This window comes from Nocardioides sp. WS12, assembly GCF_014108865.1.
Lineage (GTDB): Bacteria > Actinomycetota > Actinomycetes > Propionibacteriales > Nocardioidaceae > Nocardioides.
In genome coordinates, this window is record NZ_CP053928.1 from 1963141 (window position 1) to 1985469 (window position 22329).

Annotated in this window: 27 protein-coding genes and 1 other RNA gene; 23 read left to right on the forward strand and 5 right to left on the reverse strand. The window is 68.9% G+C overall.

Translation table 11 applies throughout. The annotated features are described in order from the left end of the window. The first annotated feature begins 16 nt into the window (after positions 1–16). The 8 genes from ftsE to HRC28_RS09465 all read left to right on the forward strand — a co-directional run bounded on the left by ftsE (position 17) and on the right by HRC28_RS09465 (position 6195). The gene (gene ftsE / locus HRC28_RS09430; RefSeq protein WP_056707784.1) at positions 17–706 is read left to right on the forward strand and encodes a cell division ATP-binding protein FtsE; all 690 of its coding nucleotides are present in this window, start codon (positions 17–19) and stop codon (positions 704–706) included. 19 nt (positions 707–725) lie between these two features. Then, the gene (ftsX, locus tag HRC28_RS09435; protein ID WP_182379850.1) at positions 726–1667 is read left to right on the forward strand and encodes a permease-like cell division protein FtsX; all 942 of its coding nucleotides are present in this window, start codon (positions 726–728) and stop codon (positions 1665–1667) included. A gap of 91 nt (positions 1668–1758) precedes the next feature. After that, on the forward strand, positions 1759–3021 hold the full coding sequence (locus HRC28_RS09440; protein ID WP_182379851.1) for a M23 family metallopeptidase: 1263 nt from the start codon (positions 1759–1761) through the stop codon (positions 3019–3021). Positions 3022–3110: 89 nt separating this feature from the next. Beyond that, complete coding sequence (smpB, locus tag HRC28_RS09445) at positions 3111–3611, forward strand: SsrA-binding protein SmpB (protein ID WP_182379852.1); 501 nt, start codon at positions 3111–3113, stop codon at positions 3609–3611. Beyond that, the gene (locus HRC28_RS09450) at positions 3604–4500 is read left to right on the forward strand and encodes an amidohydrolase family protein (protein WP_237111767.1); all 897 of its coding nucleotides are present in this window, start codon (positions 3604–3606) and stop codon (positions 4498–4500) included. The genes smpB and HRC28_RS09450 overlap by 8 nt, the downstream gene beginning before the upstream one ends. Before the next feature lie 72 nt (positions 4501–4572). Then, complete coding sequence (locus tag HRC28_RS09455; protein ID WP_182379853.1) at positions 4573–5406, forward strand: S1 family peptidase; 834 nt, start codon at positions 4573–4575, stop codon at positions 5404–5406. A 91-nt stretch (positions 5407–5497) separates the two neighbouring features. Further along, positions 5498–5867: a transfer-messenger RNA gene (ssrA, locus tag HRC28_RS09460) on the forward strand. A 67-nt stretch (positions 5868–5934) separates the two neighbouring features. Continuing rightward, positions 5935–6195 (forward strand): hypothetical protein, encoded by a 261-nt coding sequence (locus HRC28_RS09465; protein ID WP_182379854.1) that lies wholly within the window; start codon positions 5935–5937, stop codon positions 6193–6195. 36 nt (positions 6196–6231) lie between these two features. Here HRC28_RS09465 and HRC28_RS09470 read toward each other — a convergent pair whose 3' ends face one another. Beyond that, entirely contained in the window at positions 6232–6891 is a 660-nt protein-coding gene (locus HRC28_RS09470) for an SDR family oxidoreductase (RefSeq protein ID WP_182379855.1), read from the reverse strand. 81 nt (positions 6892–6972) lie between these two features. Here HRC28_RS09470 and HRC28_RS09475 point away from each other — a divergent pair, with 81 nt between their 5' ends. The 3 genes from HRC28_RS09475 to HRC28_RS09485 are packed head-to-tail and all read left to right on the forward strand — an operon-like array spanning position 6973 to position 10073. After that, complete coding sequence (locus HRC28_RS09475; RefSeq protein WP_237111768.1) at positions 6973–8148, forward strand: glycerophosphodiester phosphodiesterase; 1176 nt, start codon at positions 6973–6975, stop codon at positions 8146–8148. 58 nt (positions 8149–8206) lie between these two features. Further along, positions 8207–9634, forward strand: coding sequence for a M15 family metallopeptidase (locus HRC28_RS09480; protein ID WP_182379856.1), 1428 nt, complete (start codon positions 8207–8209; stop codon positions 9632–9634). Positions 9635–9656: 22 nt separating this feature from the next. Beyond that, entirely contained in the window at positions 9657–10073 is a 417-nt protein-coding gene (locus HRC28_RS09485; RefSeq protein WP_182379857.1) for an HIT family protein, read from the forward strand. A 2-nt stretch (positions 10074–10075) separates the two neighbouring features. Here HRC28_RS09485 and HRC28_RS09490 read toward each other — a convergent pair whose 3' ends face one another. Then, on the reverse strand, positions 10076–10723 hold the full coding sequence (locus tag HRC28_RS09490) for an HNH endonuclease family protein (RefSeq protein WP_182379858.1): 648 nt from the start codon (positions 10721–10723) through the stop codon (positions 10076–10078). Between the two features lie 204 nt (positions 10724–10927). Here HRC28_RS09490 and fabG point away from each other — a divergent pair, with 204 nt between their 5' ends. Continuing rightward, entirely contained in the window at positions 10928–11698 is a 771-nt protein-coding gene (gene fabG, locus HRC28_RS09495; RefSeq protein ID WP_182379859.1) for a 3-oxoacyl-ACP reductase FabG, read from the forward strand. A gap of 197 nt (positions 11699–11895) precedes the next feature. Continuing rightward, positions 11896–12924: a DUF3048 domain-containing protein gene (locus tag HRC28_RS09500; protein WP_182379860.1), complete on the forward strand. Its 1029-nt coding sequence runs from the start codon at positions 11896–11898 to the stop codon at positions 12922–12924. Between the two features lie 39 nt (positions 12925–12963). Here the strand turns inward: HRC28_RS09500 and HRC28_RS09505 are convergent, their stop codons facing one another. Continuing rightward, positions 12964–13656: a TetR/AcrR family transcriptional regulator gene (locus tag HRC28_RS09505; RefSeq protein WP_182379861.1), complete on the reverse strand. Its 693-nt coding sequence runs from the start codon at positions 13654–13656 to the stop codon at positions 12964–12966. Positions 13657–13836: 180 nt separating this feature from the next. Here HRC28_RS09505 and HRC28_RS09510 point away from each other — a divergent pair, with 180 nt between their 5' ends. The 6 genes from HRC28_RS09510 (at position 13837) to HRC28_RS09535 (ending at position 19240) form a co-directional block, all read left to right on the forward strand. Next, positions 13837–14385, forward strand: coding sequence for a hypothetical protein (locus tag HRC28_RS09510; RefSeq protein WP_182379862.1), 549 nt, complete (start codon positions 13837–13839; stop codon positions 14383–14385). Between the two features lie 110 nt (positions 14386–14495). After that, positions 14496–15080 (forward strand): YqgE/AlgH family protein, encoded by a 585-nt coding sequence (locus HRC28_RS09515; RefSeq protein WP_182379863.1) that lies wholly within the window; start codon positions 14496–14498, stop codon positions 15078–15080. Positions 15081–15144: 64 nt separating this feature from the next. Next, the gene (locus HRC28_RS09520) at positions 15145–15705 is read left to right on the forward strand and encodes a TetR/AcrR family transcriptional regulator (protein ID WP_182379864.1); all 561 of its coding nucleotides are present in this window, start codon (positions 15145–15147) and stop codon (positions 15703–15705) included. Beyond that, positions 15702–17183, forward strand: coding sequence for an MFS transporter (locus HRC28_RS09525; protein ID WP_182379865.1), 1482 nt, complete (start codon positions 15702–15704; stop codon positions 17181–17183). Before HRC28_RS09520 ends, HRC28_RS09525 begins: the two co-directional genes overlap by 4 nt. A 30-nt stretch (positions 17184–17213) precedes the next feature. Further along, positions 17214–17483, forward strand: a complete 270-nt coding sequence (locus HRC28_RS09530) for a DUF3039 domain-containing protein (RefSeq protein ID WP_202033399.1) — start codon at positions 17214–17216, stop codon at positions 17481–17483. Further along, positions 17480–19240: a DEAD/DEAH box helicase gene (locus tag HRC28_RS09535; protein ID WP_182379867.1), complete on the forward strand. Its 1761-nt coding sequence runs from the start codon at positions 17480–17482 to the stop codon at positions 19238–19240. Before HRC28_RS09530 ends, HRC28_RS09535 begins: the two co-directional genes overlap by 4 nt. Here HRC28_RS09535 and HRC28_RS09540 read toward each other — a convergent pair whose 3' ends face one another. After that, positions 19241–19750, reverse strand: coding sequence for a helix-turn-helix domain-containing protein (locus HRC28_RS09540; protein WP_237111769.1), 510 nt, complete (start codon positions 19748–19750; stop codon positions 19241–19243). It lies immediately after the preceding gene. A gap of 65 nt (positions 19751–19815) precedes the next feature. On the opposite strand from HRC28_RS09540, the gene HRC28_RS09545 reads away from it, so the two are divergent. Further along, positions 19816–20280, forward strand: a complete 465-nt coding sequence (locus HRC28_RS09545; RefSeq protein WP_182379869.1) for a PaaI family thioesterase — start codon at positions 19816–19818, stop codon at positions 20278–20280. Here the strand turns inward: HRC28_RS09545 and HRC28_RS09550 are convergent. After that, complete coding sequence (locus HRC28_RS09550; protein ID WP_182379870.1) at positions 20273–20800, reverse strand: DUF1990 domain-containing protein; 528 nt, start codon at positions 20798–20800, stop codon at positions 20273–20275. The genes HRC28_RS09545 and HRC28_RS09550 overlap by 8 nt on opposite strands. A 48-nt stretch (positions 20801–20848) precedes the next feature. Between HRC28_RS09550 and HRC28_RS09555 the strand changes: the two genes are divergently transcribed. The 3 genes from HRC28_RS09555 to HRC28_RS09565 all read left to right on the forward strand — a co-directional run bounded on the left by HRC28_RS09555 (position 20849) and on the right by HRC28_RS09565 (position 22326). Next, the gene (locus HRC28_RS09555; protein WP_182379871.1) at positions 20849–21391 is read left to right on the forward strand and encodes a DUF1697 domain-containing protein; all 543 of its coding nucleotides are present in this window, start codon (positions 20849–20851) and stop codon (positions 21389–21391) included. Positions 21392–21454: 63 nt separating this feature from the next. Next, positions 21455–21739: an ATP-dependent Clp protease adapter ClpS gene (gene clpS, locus HRC28_RS09560; RefSeq protein WP_237111845.1), complete on the forward strand. Its 285-nt coding sequence runs from the start codon at positions 21455–21457 to the stop codon at positions 21737–21739. Positions 21740–21744: 5 nt separating this feature from the next. Beyond that, on the forward strand, positions 21745–22326 hold the full coding sequence (locus HRC28_RS09565; protein WP_182379873.1) for a DUF2017 domain-containing protein: 582 nt from the start codon (positions 21745–21747) through the stop codon (positions 22324–22326). The last annotated feature ends 3 nt before the right edge of the window (positions 22327–22329 follow it).

Sequence of the window (22329 nt, forward strand, 5' to 3'; positions counted from 1 at the left end):
GCGTACCGTCAGGTCAGTGATTCGCTTCGAAAAGGTCACCAAGCGCTACGCCGGCCCCGGCAAGCCTGCGCTGGACCAGGTCAGTATTGACATCGACAAGGGCGAGTTCGTCTACCTCGTCGGCACCTCCGGTTCGGGCAAGTCGACCGCGCTGCGGCTCGTCCTGCGCGAGCTGCGGCCGACCACGGGCCGCGTCCACGTCGCTGGCAAGGAGATCAACCGGATGGCCGGCTGGAAGGTGCCCCGTCTGCGCCGCCAGATCGGCACCGTCTTCCAGGACTTCCGGTTGCTCCCCAACAAGACGGTCTCCGAGAACGTCGCGTTCGCCCAGCAGGTGATCGGCAAGTCCCAGCGCGAGATCAACAAGGTCGTGCCCGAGACCCTCGAACTGGTCGGCCTCAAGGACAAGGGCGACCGGATGCCCGACGAGCTCTCCGGTGGCGAGCAGCAGCGGGTGGCCATCGCCCGCGCGTTCGTGAACCGGCCGATGATCCTCATCGCCGACGAGCCCACCGGCAACCTGGACCCGCAGACCTCGGTCGGCATCATGAACCTGCTCGGCGACATCAACCAGACCGGTACGACGGTGGTCATGGCCACCCACGACCACGGCATCGTCGACCAGTTCACCAAGCGAGTCATCGAACTCGAGCACGGAAAGGTCATCCGCGACGAGGCGGCCGGTAGCTACGGCTTCCAGCACTGAGTCAAGGAGCACACCCCACATGCAGCTTCGCTATGTCTTCACCGAGCTCCGTACCGGCCTGCGGCGCAACCTCTCGATGCACTTGGCCGTCATCCTGACCCTCTTCGTCTCGCTGTCCCTCGCCGGCGTCGGCATCCTCATCCAGCGTGAGGCCGACCTGGCGAACAAGTCCCTGGGCAACGAACTGAAGATCCTGGTCAACCTCTGCATCGACGACGACCCCTCGAACAACCCGAACTGTGCCGGCGGCGAAGTGACCGCCGAGCAGCAGCAACGGATCGAGACCGAGGTCAAGGCCAACGACGAGGTCAGGTCGTTCCGGTTCATCTCCAAGGAGGAGGGGTTCGAGAACGCCAAGGAGTCCGGCGCGATCCCCGAGACCGCCTACACCGGGCCGAACCCGGTCGTGACGGTCGAGAGTTGGCCGGCCGGTTACTGGGTGACCCTGAAGAACCCGGAGAAGGCCGACGGCATCATCAGCGCCCTCGAGGGTCTCGATGGCGTCTCGGTGATCAAGGACGAGCGCGAGGCGCTCGGTCAGATCTTCGGGATCATGAAGGTTCTCAAGTACGGATCGTGGATCGGCTCGGGCTTCCTGCTCCTCGCTGCGTTGCTCCAGGTCACCAACACCATCCGTCTGGCCGCGCTCGCGCGACGGCGTGAGATCGGCATCATGCGCCTGGTGGGCGCATCGACCCTCTACATCGCCTTGCCCTTCCTGCTCGAGTCACTGGTCACCGCCATCATCGGTGTCGGACTCGCGGCAGGGGCGCTGGCCGCCTTCCAGTACTGGGGCATCGAGAAGGGCCTGGCCGAACACGTCCAGTTCCTGCCCTGGGTCGATTGGGGCGACTACACCCAGACGCTGATCGGTGGTTTCCCGCTCGGCATCGTCTTCCTCGGTCCGGCGCTCACCTTGATCCCGACACTCCTGTTGACCCGGAAATACGTAAAAGTCTGATTCAGGGCGGTTACGGTCGAAGCGTTCACTTCCCCGAACAACCAAAGGTTTACCTGTGCGCTCCTTCCCCAGCGCCCCAGGGTTTCGCCGTGTGACCGATCGGCTTCCCGCGTGGGCCCATCCCCAGTGGCTGGTGACGGCGCTCGCCGTCGTCGTGGCAGTCGCTGGCCTCGCCGTACCGATTGCCCATGCCGACGACCGGGACGACCTCGAGGACAAACAGGACCAGGTCCGGGGCCAGATCTCGGACGTCAAGGGCGACATCCACGAGGCCAGCCAGAAGGTCGCGAAGATCGCGAAGGAACTCAAGGCAGCCCAGAAGCAGCTCGATGCGGCGCAGTCGCGCCTGAGCGCGGTCCGTACCGACCTCCAGACCGCGCGTGCCGCGGCCGCCGACCTGGCCGCCAAGCTCGTGGTGGCCGAGGAGAAGCTGCGCCTCGCCAAGGCCGACCTCAAGCAGGCCCAGGCGGAAGTGGCCGTGCAGCGGCTCGCCAGCCGCGACGCCATCATCGTGATGGGGACCGGCGACGACGCCCGGATGGCCCTGCTGAACTCCTACATGAACAGCGGTTCGATCGAGGACGTGCTGGTCAGCCAGACGGCGTACGACCTGGTCACCGGCCGGCAGAACCAAGCGCTGGTCGCGCTGGAGGCGGCCGAGGCCGCGATGGAGCAACGCAAGATCGAGGTGGCGGCCGCACGCAACGGGGTCGCCACCGCCAAGAAGTCCGCTGACGCGAATGTCGTCACCATCGGTGTCCTGGTGGCACAGGCCGAGACGACGGAGTCGCAGGTCGCTGCCCTGGTCAGCAAGACCAACGGTGCCCGCCAGGCCGTGATCCGGGCTCGCGCTGCCGACCAGGCCGCGCTGGCGCGACTGAGGAAGCGCGAAGCGGCGATCAAGGCGAAGATCATCCGGCTGTCCCGCCAGCAGGGTGGCAGCTACGACGGCGACACCGGCGGCTTCCTCGCCAAGCCGGGCCCCGGCCCGGTCACCTCGGCCTACGGCTACCGGATCCACCCGATCTACGGGTACTACGGCCTGCACAACGGCATCGACTTCGGCACCGGGTGCGGCGCACGGCTGGTCGCCGGCGAGTCGGGCACCGTGATCGACACGTACTACGACGAGGTCTACGGCAACCGCCTCTACCTGGCCATCGGACGGGTCAACGGCGCCTCCATGACGTTGATCTACAACCACCTGAGCAGCTACGCCGTTCGCCAGGGAGCCAAGGTCGGTCGCGGCCAGGTCGTCGGCTACTCCGGTTCCACGGGCTGGTCGACCGGCTGCCACCTGCACTTCACGGTGCTCCGCAACGGCGAAACGGTCGACCCGGCGCGTTACCTCTGACGCACAGGCTCGTCGAGTAGCCGCGAGGTACGAGCGGCGTATCGAGACGCCCCGTCAATTCCGTTGCACCCTCCTGAGAGAATCAACCCATGGCCAAGCAGGGTGCGAAGAAGGAAGGCGCTGTCGATCACAAGATCGTCGCGTCCAACAAGAAGGCGCGCCACGACTATCACATCGAGTCGACCTTCGAGGCCGGCCTGGTGCTCGTCGGCACTGAGGTGAAGTCGCTGCGGTTGGGCCGTGCCAGCCTGGTCGACGGCTTCGTCGACATCGACGGTGGCGAGGCCTGGTTGCACAACGTGCACATCCCCGAGTACGCCCAGGGCACGTGGACCAACCACGCCGCCAAGCGCAAGCGGAAGCTCCTCCTGAACCGCATCGAGATCGACAAGATCGAGCGCAAGGTCAGTGAGAAGGGCCAGACGGTGATCCCGCTGTCCATCTACTTCGTCAAGGGTCGGGCCAAGGTCGAGATCGGCCTCGCCAAGGGCAAGAAGTCGTGGGACAAGCGGCAGGCCATCGCCGAACGCGAGGCCGACCGCGAGAAGGTCGCCGAGATCGGTCGCCGCGCCAAGGGCATGCGTGACTGACGTCGCTGACGTCCGCTCCTTCTGGAAGGACCTCGGCCTGCCCGGCCTGATGGACCTCCACGTCCACTTCCTGCCGCCGTCCATCGAGCGCGCGGTGTGGAAGGTGTTCGACGAGGGTGGTGAGCTGATCGGTCGTGAGTGGCCGATCCTCTATCGAGGTACGGCGGCCGAGCGGGTCGCGTTCCTGCAGGAGTGCGGCATCCGCGGCTTCTCGACGCTGCCCTATGCACACAAGCCCGGGGTCGCGGGCTTCCTCAACGACTGGTCCCGCGACTTCGCGGCCGAGGTGCCCGAGGCACTCCGGTCGGCGACGTTCTACCCCGAGCCGGAGGCGGCTGGCTACGTCCCCGCACTCGTCGCCGACGGGGTGGAGATCTTCAAGTTGCACCTGCAGGTCGGCTCGTTCCATCTCGACGACCCGTTGCTCGATCCCGTCTGGGCGACGCTGGCCGATGCCGGTACCCCAGTCATGGTGCATGCCGGCTCCGGGCCGGTCGGGACGTCGTACACGGGACCGGCCTCGACGGCCCGCGTGCTGGCCCGCTTCCCGCGCCTGCGCCTGGTGATCGCCCACATGGGGTCCCCGGAGTGTTCGGACTTCCTGGCCCTCGCCGAGGAGTACGACGGCGTCCACCTCGACACGTCGATGGCCTTCACCGACTTCTTCGCCGAGGGGCCGCACGACGGCCGTTTCCCCGCGGACCTCGTGCCGCGTCTGCGGGACCTCCAGGGGCGGGTGGTGTGGGGGTCGGACTTCCCGACCCTGCCCTTCGCCTATGCCGAGCAACTGGGCTGGCTGGCCGAGCTCGACCTCGGCGACGAATGGCTTCGCGACGTCTGTTGGCACAACTCCTTGCGGCTGCTCGGCCGGACCGCCGCAAATTCTTGACCTTCGCGCCCTTCCCTCGGGAGGGTTGGGGGTGCTGGACTGACCCCTCCTGACCCCGCTCGGAGGAGAACCATGCGTGCACGTCTTCTGACCCTGGCCGCCGCCACCATTGTCGGCCTCGGTTTCCTCGCCCCCGCGACCGCCAGCACCGGTGGCACCGCTGACGGCGAGCTCCACCCCAATGTCGCGATGATCGCGTTCTACGACGCCGGCGGCCGGTTCCGCTGTTCGGCCACACTCGTCAGCCCGACCGTCCTGCTCACCGCTGCGCACTGCACCGACGGCACCCTCGGCAAGACCCTGGTGACGTTCGACAGCGTTGTCGCCGAGGCCCCGCCCTCGCCGCTGCCCGTGGCCGGTGACGTCACCGCCGGTTACACGTCGACCGAGCTCGCCGCGGCCGGCTACCTGTCCGGTACGGCGAACACGCACCCCGACTACAGCGACTTCACCGACATCAACAACTGGAACGACGTCGGTGTCATCGTGCTCGACGAGCCGGTCGAGGGCATCACCCCGGCGCCGCTCGCCGACCTCGGTGCTGCGGACGCGATCAAGCAGCCGCGCAAGACGCTCTTCACCGCCGTCGGTTACGGCACCGAGGTGCGCCAGGCGCCGACCGGCCCGCAGAAGCCGACGCCGCAGAGCTACCCGCTGATCCGTCGCTACGTCGAGATGCCCGGTCAGAAGATCACGCACCAGATCATCCAGACCAACGGCAACGACAAGGACATCTTCGGCACCGGTGGTACGTGCTTCGGTGACTCCGGCGGTTCGCTGTGGCTCGACGGCAAGGTCGTCGGCGTCACGTCGTACGGCTACACCGCCAACTGCCGCTACATCGACGGCTACCAGCGCGTCGACATCCCGGTGGTTGCCGAGTGGCTGGCCGGCTTCGGCCTCTGACCTCTGCGCAGACGACGAGGGGCGCATCGGACAACCGATGCGCCCTTTGTCGGTCCCACCCGTAGACTGTGTGTTGTAGTACAACTCAAGAGGGGCTGATCGGTTTCGACTTGGGACGTTTGTTCCAGGGGAAGCGGGTCGAGAAGCCAGCGTCATCTCGTAAACGATCGCTGGAAACCTATAACTGCCAACTCAAACCGCAGTTCCTTCGCTCTCGCTGCCTGAGCAGTGATCGAAGCGTCTGACCGGGCACCCGTCTTCGTCCCGGACCCAGACGTCATCTAGAAGACTTGCTGCGTCACTCCAGTCCGGAGGGTGACGCGGGACTCAAACCGGACTGGGTCTGTCGGCGACGTGTCTGTGCGAGCGCCGGGACCGAGAAAACGCCAGCACAGACTGCACCCGGAGAAGACCTGGCTCGACGCTCGAGGACCGGGGTTCGATTCCCCGCAGCTCCACAGCCCTCTTTGAGGCAGACAAGGCCCGCGCCCAGCGCGGGCCTTGTCGTCGTTGTGGCACGATCTCGGCATGCAGCACGAGGTCGACCTGAACCACCAGGTGCGTGGCGCCGTCACCACGGGCGCGTCGACGTACGGCGCCTCCGCAGTGGGGGCGGCCGCACTCGGCGCCTTCGCGCTCGGTGCGGTCGCGTTGGGTGCCGTCGCCATTGGTGCCGTGGCGATCGGAAAACTCGGTGTGGGGGAGGGCCGGATCAAGAAGCTCGTCATCGACGAGCTCGAGGTCAGGGTGCTGCGGGTGGGGTCGATGGAGTCGCTCGACCCGAGCTGACCGGTGGTTGGTGGCCGCCCGTGCTCCGTGGACTGATCAGGCGCCGAGCGCCTCGTCGATCGCGGCGCTGACGGACAGGTCGCCGCCGACGAGGTTCCACTGGTGCCCGATCGCGTCGTCGCGGTCGATGACGGCGGCGAGCACCGCCGCCACGTCCGCGCGGGTCACGGATCCGCGGGGGATGTCCGGGCCGAGCGCGACCAGGCCGGTTGGCGGTTCGTCGGTCAGCAGTCCCGGCCGGAGGATGGTCCAGTCGAGGTCGCTGGCGCGGAGCGCGATGTCGGCGTCCCGCTTCGCGGCGACGTACGCCGTCCAGACCTCGCCCGCGTCCGCGGCCACGGGTTCGTCGACGTTGATGGCCGACACCTGGACGAACCGGCGGATTCCGACCTGTTCGGCTGCCGTCACCGACTTCAGCGCCCCTTCGAGGTCGACGGTGCGCTTGCGTTCGATGTTGCCGTCGGGCCCGCCGCCGGCGCTGAACACCACGGCGTCGCAACCCTCGAAGGCGTCCGCGAAGCCGTCGACGTCCTGGCCCTCGATGTCGAGCAGGCGCACTTCGGCGCCGAGGGCTTCGAGTCCCGCGCGATGATCCTGGTTCCGCACCAGCGCCATGGGCTGATGGCCCGCCTGCACGAGGAGAGGGTGAAGGAGTCGCGAGATCTGGCCGTTTCCTCCGACGATGGCGATGCGCATGACACCAACCTACGCACGCCGGTCGCCGGTCCTTCACCTGCGCATCGGCCGCACGCCACCTCCGACTGGTCGGCTGCAGCCATGAGAACTCGGACCATGCCCCGGCTCGGAAGTGCCTTCTTCGCAGCCACCACCCTCGCGCTCGTTGCCGTCGGCGCCACGACCCTTCCTGCTCACGCGGATCCCGACAGCGGTTCCGGCGCCGCTGACAACGCCCGGCCCGGCCAGAGCACCGCTGCGCCGCTGGTCATCGCGCACCGCGGCGCCTCCGGTTACCGCCCCGAGCACACCCTGGCGGCGTACCGCCTGGCGATCCAGATGGGCGCGGACTACGTCGAGCCCGACCTCGTCTCCACGAAGGACGGCGTCCTCGTTGCCCGCCACGAGAACGAGATCGGCGGCACCACCGACGTCTCCACGCACCCCGAGTTCGCGGCCCGCAAGACGACCAAGATGATCGACGGCGCCTCGATCACCGGCTGGTTCACCGAGGACTTCACCCTCGCGGAGCTCAAGACGCTGCGCGCCAAGGAACGGCTGCCCGCGGTCCGCCCCGGCAACACCGTGTACGACGGCAAGTTCGAGGTCCCCACGCTCGACGAGGTCATCAAGCTCGTCCAGGCCGAGTCGCGCCGCCTCGGCCGCACCGTCGGCATCGCACCGGAGACCAAGCACCCGACGTACTTCGACACGATCGGACTCTCGATGGAGGAGCCGCTGGTGAAGAGCCTGCGCCGCCACGGCCTGGACCGGCGCAACGCCAAGGTGGTGCTCCAGTCCTTCGAGACCGGCAACCTGCGCGACCTCAACCGACTCTCCGCTGCGCCGATCGCCCAACTCGTCGACGGCAGCGGGGCGCCGTACGACCTCAAGGCCGCAGGCCTGCCGACGACGTACCGCGATCTGGTGACGCCCGCCGGGCTCGCCGACATCGCGACGTACGCCGACTGGGTCTCGCCGACGAAGAACCTGATCCTGCCGCGCGACTCCGCCGGCGCCATCGGTGCGCCCAGCCCGGTCGTTGCCGATGCGCACGCTGCGGGCCTCAAGGTGGTCACGTGGACGATGCGGGCGGAGAACCAGTTCCTGCCGACGAACTACCGCATCGGCACCGACCCGAACGCCCACGGCAACCTGACGGGGGAGATCGGTGCATTCTTCGACGCCGACGTCGACGCCCTGTTCACCGACCAGCCCGACATCGCGGTCGCGGCTCGCGACGCGTGGGTGAGCGAGCAGGCGGTCGTCGCGAACTGATCGCCGACTTGCGGGGGAGGTAACCGCGAGATTGGGGGACGGGGGTCAAGATGGAGTGGTGCGTCCGGGATCCCGCGCCATCACACCCCCGTCCTTCGATCGTGCCGCTCTTGTCACCTTGCTGACAGCGCTGCTGGTCGCGGCACTGCTGCCGCTTGCCGTCGCGGGCTCGGCAGCAGCCGCGACGCCCACGGCGTTGAGCCTGTCCGCACCGGCGTCGTACGCCGACCGCGACACCACGCTGACGATCTCGCTCGACGCCTCGGGGGTGCCCGTGGCTGCCGCTCCGGTCGTCGTCGAGAGATGGGACGGCGCCGCCTGGCAGCCCGTCGGTTCGGGCCCGGTGACCACCGACGTCACGGGCACCGCCACCCTCGCCGTCCCCGTCGACCGGTCGCCGGAGCGCAACCGGCTGCGGGCGTCGTACGCGGGGGACGAGGCGAACGCACCCACCTCGGTGGAGTACGTGCTGCTCCTGACCGCGTTGCCGACGTCGACCACCCTCACCGGTCCGGCCAGCGTGATCGACGAACAGACCGTCTCCCTGCGCCTCACCTGGAAGACGGTGGAGGGCACGGGTGTCCTGGGCCGCGTCTACCTGCAGCAGTACGTCAGCGGCGTCTGGCGCTGGGTGACCACCGTGGGCACCAATGCCGCGGGGTACGTCGACGTCCGCGTGACGCCGCGCGTCGACACCCGGTGGCGTGCCGTGACCCTGGGACTGCCCTGGGCGGCGCCGTCGGCCAGCGTGTCGCACCGGATCGACAACCTGCCGTCGGGCGTACCGGTCGCACTGCCGGCGTCCGCGCCGCGCCCCCGCATCGTCCTTCCGGCCCAACCCCGGGCCACCGGCGCAGGGGCGTACCCGGTCATCTCCACGATCTCCGACGCCGTCTGGCGCAGCATGGTCGGGCGGAGTTGGCACCGCGGGTGCCCGGTCGGCCGATCGGGCCTCCGGATCCTCCGCATCAACTACTGGGACTACCAGGGCTACCGCCGCCGGGGGGAGATCGTCGCCGCTGCTTCCGCGATCCGGCAGATGGCGGCGGCGCTGTCGGACATGTACCGGGCAAAGCTCCCCATCCGCGCGATGTACCGCGTCGACCGCTTCGGCTGGTCCAAGCGGGTCAACGGCGCCGACGACTACAAGTCGATGGCTGCCGGCAACACGTCGGCCTTCAACTGCCGCTGGGTGGTCGGGCGCCCCGGCGTCCGCAGTCCGCACAGCTACGGACGCTCCCTGGACCTCAACACCTGGGAGAACCCCTATCGGTCCCGGCTCGGGTGGGTGCCGAACGCGTGGTGGCCGAGCCGCTCCCACCCCCGCGTCGCATGGCGCTCGCGGACCCATCCGGTCGTCCGCATCATGGCCAACCACGGACTGCGCTGGAGCTACGCCACGTCCGACAGCCAGCACTTCGACGCCGTCACCCGCAACGGCCGGGTCATCGTCGTGCCCGGCTGCGGTGTCGCCGTGTGTCACTAGGGTTCGGCACTAGTCTCGGGCAGTGGCCGATTGCGTCTTCTGTTCCATCGTCGCGAGGGAGTTGCCGGCGGACGTCGTGCTCGAGGAGCCCGACTTCCTGGCGTTCCTCGACCGGCGGCCTGTCTTCAAGGGGCACGTCCTGCTGGTGCCCCGCGAACACGTCGTCACGTTGCCCGACCTCCCGGCCGATCAACGCGACGGGTTCCTTTCGGCCGCGCAACGGTTGGCGACCGCCATGGTCGAAGGCCTCGGCGCGCAGGGCAGCTTCGTCGCCATCAACAACACCGTCAGCCAGTCGGTCCCGCACCTGCACCTGCACGTGGTGCCGCGGACCAAGGGCGACGGGCTGCGCGGGTTCTTCTGGCCCCGCCGCAAGTACGCCGACGGGGAGCCGCGTGACTACGCGGCGCGCATCGCGGCGTCGCTGACCTCGAGCTGACGTCAGATGGCGCGGGTGACCGTGATGGTGGTGTTGGTGCATCCCGCAGCAAGGTTCTGCATCGCGGTCTTCTCGGTCGAGTTCACCGTGAGCCGCCACCGAATCTTCACGGCGACGAACTCGCGCAGGTAGCGGCACTTGTCGTAGGTCGGCAACCACTCGGCGATGTCCTGGTCTCCCTTGGCCTGGTTGACGTTGTCGGTCACCCCGACCAGGGAGCGGCTGTCGCCGAGGTCGTTGGCATAGGCCTGGCGCTGCGCGGCGGTCCAGCTTCGCGCGCCCGAGTCCCAGGCTTCGGCGAGAGGCACCATGTGGTCGATGTCGACATCGGAGGGGTTCGTCCACGACACCCGGTCGTAGTAGGAGTACCAGCGGCCGCCGCTGAGGTTGCCGCACGTCACGCTGTTCTCGGACTCGACGTCGAGCACCTCGTTGCGCGTGCTGCATCCGTCGCCGTCGGCGTCGATCCAATGGACGAACTTCGCCCGGTCGTAGCCGGTGCGGACCTCGGTCGCGACCGGGAGCGACCCGATCGCCGTCGTCAACGGTGCGGAGTAGCTCTCGCCGGCGGCCTGCGCGGCCGGCGCGGGTCCGGTGGCGAGGGTGACCGCGGCGACGGTTCCGACCAGGGCAAGAGCGAGCTTCTTCATGGCGGGCCTCCGAGGGCACGGTGGGTGGGCTGCCCTCCGCATGCTGCCACCACCACGGGCGCCATCGGCCCGGCTCCGCGAACCGTTGCGCAAAGTTCACGCGACCGCTGTCAACCCGTCGCATCTCTGGCCGCACGCCTGCGCGCCGTACTGGACGCGTAGGCTGCGGCCGATCGTCTTCTGGAACCGCTGAAAGGTAAGCACATGGGTCGTTTCGACGGGCGCGTAGCCGTCATCACCGGAGCAGCACGCGGCATCGGCTTCGGCACCGCCACCCGGTTCGCCGAGGAGGGCGCTTCAGTTGCGATCGTCGACCTCGACGAGGCCGCCGCTGCGGAGGCCGCCGCGAAGTTGCCGCTCGTCGAGGGCGCCAAGGCCATCGGCGTCGGCGCCAACGTCTCCGACGGTGCATCCGTCGAGGCCGGCGTCGAGCGGATCGTCACCGAGCTCGGTGGCATCCACATCCTCGTGAACAACGCGGGCATCACCCGCGACAACCTGCTCTTCAAGATGACCGAAGAGGACTGGGACCTCGTCATGGGTGTGCACCTCAAGGGCGCATTCCTGATGACCAAGGCCGCCCAGAAGCACTTCGTCGCGCAGAAGTACGGCAAGGTCGTCAACGTCTCCAGCATCTCCGCGCTGGGCAACCGCGGCCAGGCCAACTACTCCGCCGCGAAGATGGGCATCCAGGGCTTCACCCGGACCCTCGGCATCGAGCTCGGCCCGTTTGGCATCAACGCCAACGCCGTGGCTCCCGGCTTCATCGCCACCGAGATGACCGACGCCACCGCCGCCCGCCTGAAGCTGGACGTCGACGAGTTCCGCCGCCTCAACGCCGAAGCCAACCCGGTCCGCCGCGTCGGCTTCCCCGAGGACATCGCCGCGGCCGTCACGTTCCTCTCGGCCGACGAGTCGTCGTACATCACCGGCCAGACCATTTACGTCGATGGCGGCATCTCCCTCGGCACCTGACGCGCCCGGCACGCACGCTGGCGGCGTTGTCGCCGCTTGACGACCCGCTCCGCTTGAAGGTCGCCTGCGCGGCTCCGCCTTGCCATCGCACGCACCGGACACGTCAGGCACCGAGGGTCCGAGCTATCACGAAGCCGTCCCCGCGACACGCGGGGGCGGCTCCGTCGTACGTGAGGGGCGTGGTCCAGACTTGCAGCGTGCGCTTCTCGAAGGTTCGTTCTGCCCTGCCCGCTTCCCTCATTGCCCTGAGCCTGGTTCTTGCCGGCTGTGGCGGCGGTGACGACCCCAAGAAGGAGTCGACGCCCGATGAGGAGACGTCGGCCGCTCCGGAGCCCGTGGTCCCGGAGACGTGGCCGCTGACCGGCATCGAGGCACCGGCCGGTGAGAGCGTCGCGCTGGACCACCCGGTCATCGTCACCAAGATCGACAACTCATCGAGCAGCGCGCCCCAGGTCGGGCTCGGCAAGGCTGACCTGGTGGTCGAGGAACTGGTCGAGGGCGGCATCACCCGCCTGGCGGCGTTCTACTACTCGCAGCTTCCTGCCGACATCGGTCCGGTGCGCTCGATGCGCGCCAGCGACATCGGCATCGTGTCCCCGGTGGACGGCGTCATCACCACCAGCGGCGCGGCCCAGATCACGATCGACCGGATCAACAAGGCCAAGATCAAGTACTTCCAGGAGGGCGGCCCCGGCTTCTACCGGAACAACAGCCGCTCGGCGCCGTACAACCTCTTCACCAACCTGAAGAAGGTCGCCAAGGCGGTGGAGGACGGCAAGGACGAGCGTCCGGCCGACTACCTCCCGTGGGGCACGGCTGCGGACCTGCCCGTGGGCGTCCCGGCCCGCACGCTGTCGGCTCACTTCGGCAGCCACACCACCAACTGGGTGTTCCGCGACGGTCGCTACGTCAACAAGAACTCCAACGCGGCGAAGGGCGACCGGTTCCAGCCCGCATCCGTCCTGGTGCTGCGGGTCGACGTCGTCGACGCCGGCTACACCGACCCGGCCGGCAACTTCGTGCCGGAGAGCAGGTTCAAGGGCGGCGGCACGGCGCAGCTCTTCCACGGCGGCAACCTGATCGAGGGCGAGTGGGCCAAGGCCAAGCTCGGGGCGCCCCTCACCCTCAAGACGGCGGCCGGCCCGCTGACCGTGCCCGCGGGCAAGGTCTGGATCGAGCTGGTTCCGGCCGACGCCAACGGCGGATCGGTCGTCTTCGGCAAGTGACCCTCTGACGGCTGGCCGGCACTGCCGGTCAGCCGTTGGTCATTTTTCGGGCTCGTCCTCGCCGGAGAACGCGCTGGGCATGTCGATGCCCTGGTCGACGAGGCTCTGGACGCCGGCCAGCAGGAACCCGATCGCGGTCTCCACGCGCGCCGCGGCGGCCTCCGGGTCGGTGGCCGTGGCGACGGTCTCCCCGGCCGAGGACATCGCGCCGAAGAAGATCCGCGCGAACGTCTGCACCATCTCCTCGTCGAGCTCCCACTTGCCGGCGTCGAGGGTGGCGCGCAGGATCTCCACGATGTTGGCGAACGTCGAGCGTTCTTCCTGCTCGCGGTAGCGCTCGTAGCCCAGCACGGCCGGACCGTCCTGGATCACGATGCGGCGGTAGGTGCCCTCCTGCACGACCTCGAGGAACGAACGCAGGCCGAGCAGCGCCTTGAGCCACGGGTCGCGCTCACTGCGCAGCGCCTTCTGGATCCGCTTGGCGGACTCCTGCTCGACGCGCTCGAAGACCGACTCGAACAGCGCCTGCTTGCCGGAGAAGTGGTGGTAGAGCGCGCCCTTGGTCACCCGCGCGCCGCTGACGATGGCGTCCAGCGAGGTGCCGGCGTACCCCTTCTCGGCGAAGAGGTTCTCGGCGACGTCGACCAGCGCACGCTTCGTCGAGGCGGAGTACGACGCCCGCAGGGACCCGCCCGGGACCTTGGGGACCAACTTGGAAACCGACTTCGCCACGGGCCCAGCATAGGCATTACCGCAGGTCAGGGGTGACAGCGGTCACGTGGCTGGGTGTTCGGGATCACGGTGTCATGCCGTTGGGCATACCGTCGGTCTGGGCCATACTCGTAGTACGTACCAGCGGTATGTCGGGTACCTCCGGTGTTCGAAACCGCACAGAAGACAAAGGAGCTGACCATGACCTGGAAGGCCTTTCACTCACGGGGCGAAACCCTCCGCTCCGTGATCGCGACTTCGGCCGTCCGTCGTGACGGCCTGTTGCCCATGGACGTCGAAGGCGTCGCCACGGGCTTCCGCGACGAGCTCGACCTGCTCGGCGCCCTCACTCTCAAGTGGCACACGCGTCTCTCGGGTCAGATCGACCGGATGCTTGCCCACCAGCCGATGGACCTCGACGAGGCCGTCGCGATCGCGTGGAGCAACACTGCCCACGAGCTCGCCGGCGTCCGGTTGATCATCGACCACTACTCCGCGAACCCGAGCGACGACGCGATGGCCACGGCCATGGCTTCGGCCGCCTTCAAGGAGCAGCAGCTCCTGGCCGTCAACGCGGGCCGGACGTCCATTGCGGACGAGACCGCCCGTCGCGTCGGTTCGGAGATCGAGGAGCGGGCCCGCCTGCTGCACCGCGGTATCCCGATGATCTCCGCGGACGTTCAGTACGCGGAGCCCGAAGAGCCGCGCGGCACGCTCATTGCGCGCCTGCGCGCCGTGGTCGCTGCCTGATCGCGACCCCCTGAGTTCGGCCCCGGACCTGACGCACCCTCCCTCCCAGCCGCGTCGGGTCTGGGGCTGAATCGTTCCCGGTGGGTAATCCGGTGGGCAATGATGGGGACATGGCGAGCGAGTCACACCCCACCCCCACCAGTGATCTGGCGGCGGGTCGGCTGCTGCTCGCGACTCCCGGCCTGCTGGATCCGAACTTCGTCGACACGGTCGTCCTGTTGCTCGACGTGAACGAGGAGGGCGCCCTCGGTGTCGTCCTCAATCGCCCGACGGCCCTGCCGGTCTCCGAGGTGCTGGGGGACTGGGGTGACGTCGTCGAGGAGCCCGAGGTGCTCTTCCAGGGCGGCCCCGTCTCGACGGACGGCGCCATCGCCGTGGCCCTTGCCGTGCCCGGTGGCGAGGGCGCCGCCGGTTTCCGCCCTTGCTTCGGACGGATCGGGTTGCTCGACCTCGACACCCCGCGCGAACTCGTCGCGGGCACCGTCGACCGGCTCCGGATCTTCGCCGGCTACTCCGGCTGGGGAGTGGGCCAACTCGAGGCGGAGGTGGCCGAGGGCACCTGGTACGTCGTCCCCGGCGAGGTCGACGACGTGTTCGGCGAGGAGACCCGGAACCTGTGGCGGCAGGTCCTGCGCCGCCAGCCCGGCGACCTGGCATTCCACGCGACGCGTCCGATCGACCCGGAGCTGAACTGAGGTTCTCCGAGTTGAGACATTGATGTCTCATGTGAGACAGTGATGTCTCACCCAAGGAGATCTCATGTCGACCCGCGACACCGTGCTGGCTGCCGCCCAGCGCCTGCTCACCACCGAACCCGCCGCCTCCATGGCCCAGATCGCCGCCGCAGCCGGCGTCGGCCGCGCGACCGTCCACCGGCACTTCGCCACCCGCGAGGACCTGCTCCGCGAGATCGGTAGCAGGTCGCTCGACGCATGGGAGGAGATCCTGGGCGAGGTCGGCATCGAGGGCGCCGTTGCATCCCGAGACGCCGCCCGGATCCGCACGGCCATGGAGGACATGATCGGCCGGTTCGTCGCGGACAGCGAGGAGTTCGGCATCGCGTTGACCGACTCCACGGTCGTCAACGACCCGGCGCTCAAGGCGCGCGCCGACGCTCTCTTCACCCGTGAGGTCGCGGTCTACGCCGCGGCCCAGAGCGCGGGCCTCCTGCGCGCCGACGTGCCTGCGCGCTGGCTCGGGCACAGCGTCTACGGCCTGCTGATCGCGGTCCGCGACGCGCTCGTGGCCGGCGACATCGCCCGCCGCGACGCGATCGAGCTCGTGCGCTCGACCTTCCTCGACGGCGGGGTGGCGCGATGACCGCCGTCCTTCCCGAGGTTCGGGCAACCGCCGACCCGCGTCGCTGGGCCGGCCTGGCCGTGCTCGCCGCAAGCCTCCTCGTCGTCGTCATGGACATGACCGTCCTCAACGTGGCCCTCCCGGACCTGACTGCCGACCTCCAGGCCGGCGCCGTCGCGCAGCTCTGGATCGTCGACGTCTACGCCCTCGTGCTCGCCGGTCTGCTCGTCCCCGTCGCCGCCCTCGCGGACCGCTGGGGCCGCCGCCGGATGCTGCTGGCCGGCTTCGTCGTGTTCGCCGTGGCATCGCTGGCCGCCCTCGCTGCCCGCTCGCCGGGTGACGTGATCGCAGTGCGGGCGCTGCTCGGTATCGGCGGCGCGATGATCATGCCCGCGACGCTGTCGCTGATCCGTGCGCTGTTCCCGGACGCCCGCGAACGCGCGTTCGCGCTCGGCCTGTGGGCGTCGATGGCGGCCGTCGGCAGTGCGGTTGGTCCGATCATCGGGGGCGCGCTGCTCAACGCCTACAGCTGGCAGGCCGCGTTCCTGGTCAACGTCCCGCTGATGGTCGTCGCGTTCCTCGCGGGCCGGGTCCTGCTGCCCGAGAGCCGCTCGGATCGCCCGGGACGGATCGACGCCACCGGAGTCCTGCTGTCCGTCGGTGGCATGGCCGCAACGGTCTACGCCATCAAGCACGTCGGCAAGTCCGGGCTCGACCCGGTCACGGTCGTCGTACTGCTGGCCGGGGTGGGGCTGGTGGCCGTGTTCGTTCGCCGTTGCCTGCACCAGCCCGACCCCATGCTCGCCGTCGGCCTGTTCGCGAACCCGGTCTTCCGTTCGGGCGTGCTCGTCGCGCTGGTGACCAGCACCGTGATGATCTCGCTGCTGTTCGTGGGTGCGCAGTGGCTGCAACTCGTGCAGGGCTGGACGCCGCTCTTCGCCGGCGTCGCACTGCTCCCCATGGCCATCGGTGGGCTGATCGGTCCGCCGCTGGCGCCGGCCCTGGCTGCGCGCGTGGGTGCGCGCAACGTGCTCGTCGGCGGACTCGTCATCCTCGCCGCCGGCCTGCTGGTGCTCTGGTTCCTGCCGCGTCCGATGCCGTACGCCGGCGTCGCGGTCGCGTTGCTCCTCGCCGGTTTCGGTACGGCGGCACTGGGTCTGGCATCGGCCCTGATCATGGGCAGCGCTCCGACCCACCAGGCCGGCTCCGCGGCGGCGATGGAGGAGATGTCCTACGAGGTCGGTGGCGTGATCGGCATCGCGGTGCTCGGCAGCCTTGCCGGCATCGTCTACCGGGCGGGTCTGCCGGCCGGCGCCGACCATGCGGCGGTCGAGTCACTCACGGGTGCGCTGGGCACCCGTGCCGAAGCGGCCGCCCTGGCGTCGTACGCGGACGCCTTCGGGGCGATCGGACTTGCTGGGGCGTTGATCACGTTGGCAGTCGCCGTCATCGTCTGGCGGCAACTTCCGGCTGATGTCGATGTCTCCGGTGGGCACTGACGCCCAGTAGACTCTCCTCCCGTGACCACCATCGGATTCTCGACTGACACGGACACGCTCCAGGAGCGGCGGACCGTACCGACCGACGAGGGTGACCACGAGCGCTTCTCCCACTACGTGGAGAAGGAGAAGCTCACCGAGGCCATGGTCATGGGCACCCCCGTCGTCGCCCTGTGCGGCAAGGTGTGGGTGCCGAGTCGCGCGCCCGAGAAGTTCCCGGTCTGCCCTGACTGCAAGGAGATCTGGGAGGGCCTCAGTGATGGGGACACCCCCGGAGACGGGCCCGGTAAGGACTCGTGAGTTCGCTCGGTCCGGCTTGGCCGGAACGGGCAGCCTGGGGCACGGCGCCATCACTGCGCGCCTGGCAGACGGCTGCCATGGAGGACTACCTCTCCCGCAATCCGCGGGACTACCTGGCGGTCGCGACCCCCGGAGCGGGCAAGACGACCTTCGCGTTGACGGTGGCCGCTGAACTGCTGGGTCGTCGCATCGTCGACCGGCTGATCATCGTCGCGCCGACCGAGCACCTGAAGATGCAGTGGGCCGAGGCGGCCGCGCGCGCCGGGCTGCCGATCGATCCGACGTACTCCGCAGGCAAGGGCAAGATCGCCAGCGACTACGTCGGTGTGGCGGTCACCTATGCCGGTGTCGGCGTGAATCCGCTCGCGATGCGGATCCGCACCGAGCGCTTCAAGACGCTCGTCATCCTCGACGAGATGCACCACGCGGGCGATTCGCTCAGTTGGGGCGAGGGCGTACGCGAGGCCTTCGAGCCCGCTGCCCGCCGCCTGGCGCTGACCGGCACCCCGTTCCGCTCGGACGTGAACCCGATCCCGTTCGTCACCTACCAGCCCGGCGAGGACGGCGTCCCGACCTCGGTCGCCGACTACACCTACGGCTACGCCCAGGCGCTTGCCGACCACGTGGTCCGACCGGTGCTGTTCCTGGCGTACTCCGGCGAGATGCAGTGGCGCACGCGCGCCGGCGACGAGATCACGGCCAGTCTCGGCGAGCCGCTCACCAAGGACATGACGGCGCACGCGCTGCGTACCGCCCTCGACCCCTCGGGGTCGTGGATGCCGTCGGTCCTCGCGGCTGCTGACAAGCGCCTCTCGGAGGTACGACGACACGTCCCCGATGCCGGTGGGCTCGTCATCGCGTCGGACCAGGACTCCGCTCGCGCCTATGCGAAGCTGCTCCGCACGATCACCGGCGAAGCGGCGACCGTGGTCCTCTCCGACGAGAAGGCTGCGTCGAAGAAGATCTCCGAGTTCACCGACAACGACAAGCGCTGGATGGTCGCGGTCCGGATGGTCTCCGAGGGCGTCGACGTGCCGCGTCTCGCGGTCGGCGTGTGGGCGACCACCACCTCGACCCCGCTGTTCTTTGCCCAGGCCGTCGGCCGCTTCGTGCGTGCTCGGTCGCGCGGTGAGATCGCGTCGGTGTTCCTGCCGTCCGTGCCGAACCTGCTGACCTACGCCTCCGAACTCGAGGTCGAGCGCGACCACGTGCTCGGTCGCAAGGTCAACGACGACGGCGACATCTTCGCTGCCGAGAACGACCTGCTCGCCCAGGCCGAGGCCGGCGACGCCGCCTCCGACGACCTCATCTCGACGCCCTTCGAGGCGCTCGGCTCCGAGGCCCGCTTCGACCACGCGTTGTACGACGGTGCGCAGTTCGGTCACGAGGGCGAGGTCCTGTCGGGGTCGGACGAGGAGATGGACTTCCTCGGTATCCCCGGCCTGCTCGAGCCCGGCCAGATGCGCGAACTGCTGCAGCAGCGCCAGGCCGACCGCCGTCGCCCGAAGAAGGTCGAGGACGAGCGTCCCGCCGACACCCTCGCGGACGTCACCACCCACGAACACCTCGCGGTCCTGCGGCGCGAGCTCAACGGGCTGGTCGCCTCCTGGAATCACCGCACCGGCCAGGCGCACGGCATCACGCACGCCGCGCTGCGCAAGGAGTGCGGCGGTCCCGCTGCCGCAGTCGCGAACGCCGACCAACTGCAGAAGCGGATCGACCGCGTCCGCGAATGGGCGATGCGCAAGTCCTCCTGATCAGGAGAAGGGGCGGGCTCCGGGACCGGATCGGCTGCCGACCTGGCGGGGGTTGTCGACGTGGTGTCCGGCGGCGCAGTGCACCTCGACGTGGATCGGTTCGTCGCAGTCGCGATGGATGAACTCGACCGGGGCGCCCTGGGGGTCGGCGAGGTGCCGGTCGCCCCACTGGGTGATGGCCAGCAGGATCGGCTGGAGCTCCAGGCCCTTGTCGGTGAGCCGGTACTCGTGGCGCGTGCGCGCTCCGTCCGGCCGGTACGGCTCCTTGCGGAGCAGGCCCTCGTCCACGAGCGTCGCGAGCCGGTTCGTCAGCACCTGCCGCGGGATGCCGGCATGGCGGCGGATGTCGTCGAAGCGTCGTACGCCGAGGAAGACCTCGCGCAGGACGACGACCGTCCAGCGCTCGCCGAGGATCGCCATGGCGCGGCCCAGGGTGCAGTTGTCGACCGACCAGGCCAGGGCCGGGGGAGCGGCCGGGGGAGCGTCGGTGACGGCGTTGGGGGGGCTCACGCGGCCAGCATAGAGCGATCTAGGTCTCATTGACAGACTCAGCCTCGGACTGGTTCCATGAGGTCATGACTGAGTCCGCGATCAAGACCCAGATTGATGTTGCGAAGCTCGACGGGTTCGAGCAGCTGCACGCGATCCTCGACGGCCACCTGCCCCCGGCCCCGATCGCAGACACCCTCGGCTTCGTCGGCTTCGAGGTCCCCGAGCGCGGCTCGGCGATCTTCGAGCTCGACCCGCAGTTGCGCCACTACAACCCGATCGGCAGCGTCCACGGCGGCGTCTTCGCCACGCTGCTCGACTCGGCCTGCGGCTGCGCCGTGCACTCCACGCTCGCGGTCGGGGAGGGCTACACGTCCCTCGACCTCACCGTGAAGTTCCTCCGTGCCGTCACCGTCGACTCCGGCCGCCTCCGGGCCGTCGGCTCGGTGATCCAGCGTGGTCGTCGTACGGCGTTGGCCGAGGCGAAGTTGTACGACGGCCAGGACCGCCTCGTCGCGTACGCCACGTCGAGCTGCATGATCTTCAGCTGATCTGGTCGAGCGCCCGCAGGTAGCGGTCGGTCATGGCGCGTTGTGCCCATCGCGTGGCCGGCCCGCCGGCGCGCGCCAGGAGTGACGCCGGCCGTGAGAACGCCGTGACGACGAACTCGAGTGTTCCGTCCGGCTGTCGCTCCACGACGAAGAGTTCTTCACCGCACTCGGGGTGCCCGGGCAAGGTGCCGTAGGAGAAGCCCTGGCGGTCCGGCTCGTCGATGACGGCGACGACGCGGCACGGGATGCGAAGCCCGGCTCGCCCGATGCCGAGCGTCATCAACACCACGACGTCCGTCGCGGCGCGGTCCGCCGAGGCCGCGACGTGCAGCCCGGCTCGCTCGTGCACCCGCCACCGCGACAGGTCATCGGCCGCGCCCCGGAAGTCAGTGCGTCCCAGCCGAAGTCGGCGCTCGAGGTGCTGGAAACCCGGCTGGGGATGGGGCGTCCCGCCAACTGGTGTGTAGGTGAACGGGGCCGCGCTCAGGTGATCGCGGGCGGCGCCGGTCAGGGGAGTCACGCCGTCATCATCGCCGAGCGTGTCGGCGGCGTGCGCGAGACTGGGCCCATGCCGTCGTACGTCGCGTTCCTGCGGGCCATCAACCTCGGGCCGAACCGGAAGTTCCCGAAGGCCGACATCATCACGGCCACGGAGGCCGCGGGTGGCACGGATGTCGCCACCCACATCAACACCGGCAACGTCCGGCTGACGATCGGCTTCAGGTCGCGGGCGAAGGTGGAGGCCGCGCTGGAGAAGGCGTACGAGGAGCAGACCGGCTTCGCCGTACCCACCATCGTGTTCACGCCGGCTGAGCTCACGGCCATCGCCGAAGACGCGCGCGAACTGACCGCGTCCCGCAACGATCTCGAGCGGCACTACGTCTACCTCCTCAAGGATGAGCCGGACGCCGCGAAGGTGGCTGAGATCGAGGCGCGCAGTGATGACGTCAACGCCGTCGTCGTGCGGGGTCGCGCCGCGCACGTGTTGCTCGGACCGGGCTATGAGGCGGGGGGAGTGGACCCGTTCAAGGCCGAGAAGGGCCTCCACGTGGTGGCGACCAACCGCAACTTCAACGTCGTCACCACCTTGGCCGACAAGTGGTGCACCTGAGGGTTCGGACGGCTGTCGCTGCTGTGACACGATGGTCCTGTGACAACCGCGAGCCCTGTCGAGGTGGATCCGGGAGTCGAGCAGGACCTCTCCCTCGACACGACCACGAGACTCGACACCCCTTGGGTGACGATCGTGTGGAACGACCCCGTGAACCTGATGTCCTACGTCACCTTCGTCTTCCAGAAGCACTTCGGCTACGGCAAGAAGAAGGCGGAGAAGTTGATGCACGAGGTCCACGAGGACGGGAAGTCCGTGGTCAGCACCGGCACCCGCGAAGAGATGGAACGCGACGTCCAGGCCATGCACGAGTACGGCCTGTGGGCCACCCTGTCGAAGGCTGAGTGAGCGACGTGTCTGGATTCGTCCGGCATCGCCGGAGCAAGGTCATCCACGCGACCTTCCCGGTGTTCGAGGCCGACCTGCTGCGCTCGCTCGCTGCACAGATCGTGGAGCTGCTGCACAACGAGTCGGCCATCCCCTCCGCGACGCGGGATCCGCTGGAGGCGATGCTGGACTTCAGGGGACCGACCACCGAGCCCGAGGACCCGGTCCTGTTGCGGCTCTTCCCCAACGCCTATCGCGGTGACGAGGAGTCGGCCGGTGAGTTCCGCCGGTTCACCGAGGGCGCCCTGCGCGACGGGAAGTCCCGTGCCGCGGCCACGATCATCGACGTACTCGAGGACGCCGGCCTGCCGCAGGAGCCGACCGACGAGGACCTCACCATCGACGTCGAGCTCGACCAGGAGACCGCGCTGATCTGGATGCGCTCCTTCACCGACCTGCGCCTCGCCCTCGGCACCCGCCTCGAGGTCGAGGAGGGCGACGAGGACTACTGGGACTCATTGCCCGACGAGGACCCGCGTGCCCAGGCCCACCACATCTACGAGTGGCTCGGGTTCTTGCAGGAGACGCTGGTCCACGCCGTCAGCTAACCG